A 4,580-nucleotide genomic window follows, 5' to 3' on the forward strand; every position below is an offset into this window, starting at 1 on the left:
ATGTTTGTTGCTGGCCTACCATGTTGGGGTTTTATGATAAGACAAAATACAAAAAAAATGGTGAAATTGAAAGCATAACTCGCTTCAATTTTACCACTTTTTATTTAAAATTTACTTGTTGAGGACTTTTTCAGTGCCCTCATTTATAATCGAAGCTCTTTTTGTATTATTCCTTTCCTGCGTCGCCTTTTCTTTTTCCGCGTCGCTCTTGCATTTTATCTTTCATCTTCTCTTGGTTTGCTTTCCATTTGGCTGATTGCTCTGGAGTTAAAATGGCAGTCATTTTATCATCCATTTTTTGCTTTTGCTCTCCCATTTTAGCTTTTGCTTGATCTCTCTTCTTTTTCATTTCTGCTTTTTGAGATTCTCTAGTGGCGTCTTGTTCAGCAAATAGTTGTTTGACTTTTTCTTGTTGTTTGGCATCAAGATTTAAATCTGCAGTCATTTTTTCAAGTCTTTTAGCGCTGCGCTCTTGAGGAGTCATTTTCTCCATGTTTGCTCTTTGAGCTCTCTTTGATCCGTCTTTTTTGTCTTGAGCAAAACTAGCCATACTAACTATTGCTAATGCTACAATAAATAATTTTTTCATGTTTAAATTTTTAAGTTAAAGTAGTAAGACCAAAAAGTGTAATTAAGGTTTAACTGTTAACAAAAGTTTAGTAGAACGGACACTTATTTCAAAATAGCAATACTACTAAGGTTACAAATAGGGCTTTCTGCGTTATACTCCACAATGGTGAGGGATATTTTGGGATTACCACTAACGACTAGTCGCTAAATTGAAGCAACTTTAGGTAACCTTATGATGTTAATATTAAAATGGGAAAAAACTAAAAAAAAGTATATTTCAGTTGTTGAAATGTATCGTTTAATTACTTGCTTTCCATTTTCGGAGGCGTTCTTGATGCGCAAATTTTTGTTTCTTTTTAATTTTTTTTTATTTTAAAACCAAAAGAAAGTAATTCTCGTATCTACCTAGATAACTAACAATTAAATAAAAAAAGATATGAAAAACAAACTAATTACCTCTAGCGTAGCCACCTTTTTTGGATTGGCTTTGTTATCAGTTACAGCAATCTCTTGTAACAGCGATAATAATGATGGAATGACTCAAGCAACAGCTCCAAATGTGAACTTTACAGCTTTGGCAAGTAACAATACCATTTTAACGTACAATGCGCAGAATTTAATGACTGCCACATCGACTACAGCAATCGTTGGTTTGCCACCTGCAGAGAACATTGTAAGTATCGATTATAGACCAGCAACAGGTCAATTATATGCTTTAGGATCTTCTAGTAGAATCTATTTCATTAACGAGAAATCAGGTGTAGCAACAGCAGTTGGTTCTAGCGTATTTACTCCTGCTATTGTTGGCGCAAATGCTTCTTTAGATTTTAATCCAACTGTAGATAGAATCCGTTTAGTTACTGAGTCAGGTCAAAATTTAAGATTACATCCAGAATTAGGAACAGTTATAGCAACAGATGGTTCTATTAATGGTGGAACAAATCCAAAAATTGGAGCAGTAGCATACACAAATAGTGTAGCCGGTGCAACTACAACAATGCTTTATGATATTGATTTTGCACAAGATAAATTATACTTACAAAGCCCACCAAATGATGGAGGCTTGCAAGTTGTTGGTGACTTAGGTATTAATTTTGAAGGTACAGGTGATATGGATATCACAGCTGACAATAGCACAGCATTAGCTGTTACAAATAATAATAACGTATCAACTTTATTTACGATTAATCTAACTACGGGTAAAGCGGCTAGTTTAGGTAAATTTTCAGTTCCAGTTATTAGTATTGCTTTTAAAACGAATCCAATTGCTTACGCTACTACCGCTAACAATATGCTGTTTCGTTTTGATCCAACTAAAGGAACAAACACTTCAGTTGCATTAACAGGATTGGCTTCAGGCGAGGCTATTGTAGGATTAGATTTTAGACCAGCTACTGGTGGATTATATGCGTTGTCAAATCAAAGTAGATTGTTTTCAGTAAATACATCAAGTGGTGCATTAGCAGTGGTTGGTGTGACATTAGTTCCTGCTTTAAGTGGTGATTCTTTTGGATTTGATTTTAATCCAACAGTAGACAGAATTCGTGTTGTAAGTAATACAGGTCAAAACTTACGTTTGCACCCTGATTTAGGAACTGTTGTGGCAGTAGATGGAAATCTTAATCCTGGTACTCCTTTCGTAACTGGAGCTGCTTACTCCAATAGTGTTGCAGGTGCAACTTCAACGACTTTATTTGTATTAGATTCTCAAACAGATATGTTATACCGTCAAGACCCACCAAATAATGGGACTTTAGTTATGCTAGGAAGTCTAGGAGTAGATGCAGCGGCTGATAATGGATTTGATATTGGTGGTAATAGTGCTATCGCTTATGCTTTATTGAAAGTAAACAATGTTAATGCAGTTTACACTATAAATTTAACTACTGGCGTAGCGACTAAAGTATCAGATATTACCTTTCAAGCTACTGCAATGGCAGTTGGTTTAGGATTCTAAGCTTTAAAATATTTTAATTAGTATAAAACCGACTCCTTAAAAAGGGTCGGTTTTTTAATAGCTTTTATTCAACTGTAATTTTACAAAAATACTTTGATAAAAAAAGGAACTTCGTACGAAGTTCCTTTTACTATTATTTAGTGTTGAAGATAAAAATTAAGCCTTCAAACGACAGGCTTTTACTTCTCCATCAACGACTACTTCAGTCATGCCTAAAGCAGATAAGTTTTTCATGGCTTTGTCCCATTTTTTACCACTCAAATCTGATTTTATTTTAAGCAAACCAAATTCCATTTGATTTTCATTTGCTTGTAGAATAGCCACGATAACTTTCTCGTCTTCTTCTAGTTGTATTTGTTTCTTTTCAGGACGCATTTGCGGAAACAATAACACTTCTTGAATAGAGGCATTATTCGTTAAAAACATCATCAAGCGATCCATTCCAATTCCAAGACCTGAGGTTGGTGGCATACCATATTCTAAAGCTCTTAGGAAATCCTCATCGATAATTCCGTTCGCTTCATCATCACCCTTGGCCGCCAAACGCATTTGATCTTCAAAACGGGCTCTTTGATCAATTGGATCGTTTAATTCTGAATATGCATTAGCAACCTCTTTACCACAAACCATTAACTCAAAACGCTCTGTCAATTCTGGATTGTCACGGTGCTCTTTACACAATGGCGACATTTCTTTAGGATAATCAGTTATGAAAGTGGGTTGGATGTAGTTTCCTTCGCATTTAGCACCAAAAATCTCGTCAATTAATTTTCCTTTCCCCATCGTTTTGTCAACTTCAATTCCCATGCCTTTGGCAGCGTCATAAAGCTCGTCTTCTGTTTTTCCAGAAATATCAAAACCAGTAAAATGTTTGATAGAGTCGGTCATTGTTACACGTGCATAAGGAGCTTTAAAACTAATTTGGTTGTCACCAAAAGTAGCTTCGCTAGTTCCGTTCACACTTACAGCACAATGCTCTAATAAGTTTTCAGTAAACTCCATCATCCAATTGTAGTCTTTATAAGCTACATATATTTCCATAGCGGTAAATTCTGGATTGTGTGTTCTATCCATTCCTTCATTACGGAAATTTTTAGAAAACTCATATACTCCATCAAAACCACCTACTATTAATCTTTTTAAGTACAACTCATTTGCGATACGCATGTATAACGGAATATCAAGTGAGTTGTGATGTGTTATAAACGGTCGCGCTGCAGCTCCACCAGGAATAGCTTGTAAAACAGGTGTTTCTACCTCAAGATATCCTGCTTCGTTAAAAAAGCTTCGCATTGCGTTAAACAATTTTGTGCGCTTAATGAACGTGTCTTTTACGTTTTGGTTTACCGTTAAATCTACGTAACGCATGCGGTAACGCAATTCAGCATCATTAAATGCATCATGTACTTTTCCGTCTTCGTCTACTTTTGGTAAAGGCAATGGGCGTAATGTTTTACTTAGGAAAGTAAATTCGTCCACGCGAATGCATTGTGCACCCACTTTGGTAGTGAATAATTCTCCAACGATTCCTATAAAGTCACCAAGATCGGTTAGTTTTTTAAATACTTGATTGTATGTTGTTTTGTCCTCACCAGGACATAAAACATCGCGATTTAAATACAATTGAATACGTCCTTCACTATCTTGTAATTCAGCAAAACAAGCTTTTCCTTGATCTCTTACGCTCATTAAACGACCAGCAACAATTACCGTCTTACCGTCTTCAAAAGTTTCTTTAACTTGTTTTGAAGTGTGGTTTACTGGAAAAAGGTTTGCAGGATAAGGATTGATCCCTAAATTACGTAAGGATTGAAGTTTTTCTCTTCTTATTATTTCTTGTTCAGATAATGCCATTAGGGAGTGATTTTTAAGACTGCAAATATAGTCTTTATGTGTTGAATTTGCAAAATCAACAATTGCTAAAATTAGAAAGCTAAATAGGGTCTTTTAAATCGTAAAATAGGTAAATCGTATGCGGCTTATTAATTTTAGGTTTTGGAAACAAATACGTGTTCCTTGTAAGAATATTTTGTTAAAGATGTATGGGAATTAA

3 protein-coding genes are annotated in these 4,580 nt (G+C 35.1%); 1 reads left to right on the forward strand and 2 read right to left on the reverse strand.

The features are described 5' to 3' along the window. Positions 1-166 precede the first annotated feature (166 nt). Positions 167-589 carry a hypothetical protein gene (locus tag P8M54_RS09890; RefSeq protein ID WP_300287659.1) on the reverse strand — a complete coding sequence of 141 codons (423 nt, stop codon included), beginning with the start codon at positions 587-589 and terminating at the stop codon, positions 167-169. 417 nt (positions 590-1,006) lie between these two features. Between P8M54_RS09890 and P8M54_RS09895 the strand changes: the two genes are divergently transcribed. Continuing rightward, complete coding sequence (locus tag P8M54_RS09895) at positions 1,007-2,527, forward strand: DUF4394 domain-containing protein (protein ID WP_300287660.1); 1,521 nt, start codon at positions 1,007-1,009, stop codon at positions 2,525-2,527. A gap of 156 nt (positions 2,528-2,683) precedes the next feature. Here P8M54_RS09895 and lysS read toward each other — a convergent pair whose 3' ends face one another. Further along, a complete protein-coding gene (gene lysS, locus P8M54_RS09900; RefSeq protein ID WP_300287661.1) occupies positions 2,684-4,381 on the reverse strand; it encodes a lysine--tRNA ligase in 1,698 nt (565 codons plus the stop codon). Between the last annotated feature and the right edge of the window lie 199 nt (positions 4,382-4,580).

The sequence above is a fragment of the Flavobacterium sp. genome (genome assembly GCF_029242675.1).
In the GTDB taxonomy this organism is placed as follows: domain Bacteria; phylum Bacteroidota; class Bacteroidia; order Flavobacteriales; family Flavobacteriaceae; genus Flavobacterium.